This is a genomic window from Janibacter sp. CFPM2_SD2 (genome assembly GCF_057364645.1).
On record NZ_JBNFOF010000360.1, the window covers coordinates 1 to 1,208 of the forward strand.

The window sequence follows — 1,208 nt, forward strand, 5'->3', positions numbered from 1 at the left end:
CGGTGGCCCGGCTGGCGCATCTCGCCGACGCCGGGGTGCCGGGCGCCTCGCCGTCGACGTGGTGGGCGCTGCGCGACCTCAGCGACACCCGATCCGTGCGGGGTCCGCACGACCCGGTGCGGGTCAGCCCGTCGAAGGTCGCGCAGTTCGCCGACTGCTCGCTGCGCTGGCTGCTGCAGTCCTCGGGCGGCGAAGGGCCGAGCAGCGTCTCGCAGGAGGTCGGCACCCTCATCCACGACATCGCGCACGAGCTCGGCGACGCGGGTGAGGAGGCCTTCCTCGCCGAGCTCGAGCGGCGCTGGCCGGAGCTCGGCATGGCGCCCGGGTGGGTGACCGACCAGAAGCTCGAGCGCGCGCGCAGCATGGCGCACTGGCTGGCCGACTACCACCGGCGTGCCGAGAGCGAGGGGTGGCGCCCGGTCGCCACCGAGGTCGGCTTCCGCGTCGAGCTCGGGCGGGCGGTGCTCGCCGGCAACGTCGACCGGCTCGAGGCCGACGCCGACGGCCGGCTGCGGGTCATCGACTACAAGACCGGTGCCTCGGCACCGACGGCCGCCGAGCTGGCCGAGCACCCGCAGCTCGGGTCCTACCAGGTGGCCATCGCCGAGGGCGGCTTCGTCGGGCACGGCAGCGATGGCGCCGGCGCCGCGCTCGTCCACCTCGGCCGGGCTCGCACCTCGCGCAATGCCGTGCAGGAGCAGCAGCCGATCGCGAGCAGCGACGAGCCGCGCCACTTCCACGACCTGATCACCGACACCGCCGAGGGGATGGCGGCAGCGACCTTCGTCGCCCAGCCCGAGGACAACCGCTGCCGGATCTGCCCGGTGCGCTCGTCCTGCCCCGCGCACGAGGAAGGAGGGCGGCTGCGATGAGCCACCCGCCCGTCATCTCCGCCGTCGACCTCGCCCGGGCCCTCGGCCAGGAGCACCCGCCGACCGACGAGCAGCGCGAGATCATCGAGGCCCCGCTCGAGCCGCTGCTCGTCGTCGCGGGAGCCGGCTCGGGCAAGACCGAGACGATGACCGCCCGGGTCGTCTGGCTCGTCGCCAACCGCCTCGTCACGCCCGAGCAGGTACTCGGCCTGACCTTCACCCGCAAGGCGGCCGGCGAGCTCGCCGAGCGGGTCGGCCGCCGGCTGGCCACCCTCGAGCAGGCCGGCGTGTGGGCGCCCGATGCCCAGGCCGGACGGGGAGGCCGCGCGGGCGGCC

The 1,208-nt window shown here is 75.6% G+C and carries 2 protein-coding genes; both read left to right on the forward strand.

The features are described 5' to 3' along the window. The coding region (locus tag AC2W7J_RS18315; protein WP_485984210.1) for a RecB family exonuclease at positions 1 to 872 on the forward strand (872 nt) is incomplete at its 5' end. Next, on the forward strand, positions 869 to 1,208 hold a 340-nt coding region (locus AC2W7J_RS18320; protein ID WP_485984212.1), incomplete at its 3' end, for a UvrD-helicase domain-containing protein. The genes AC2W7J_RS18315 and AC2W7J_RS18320, both read left to right, overlap by 4 nt.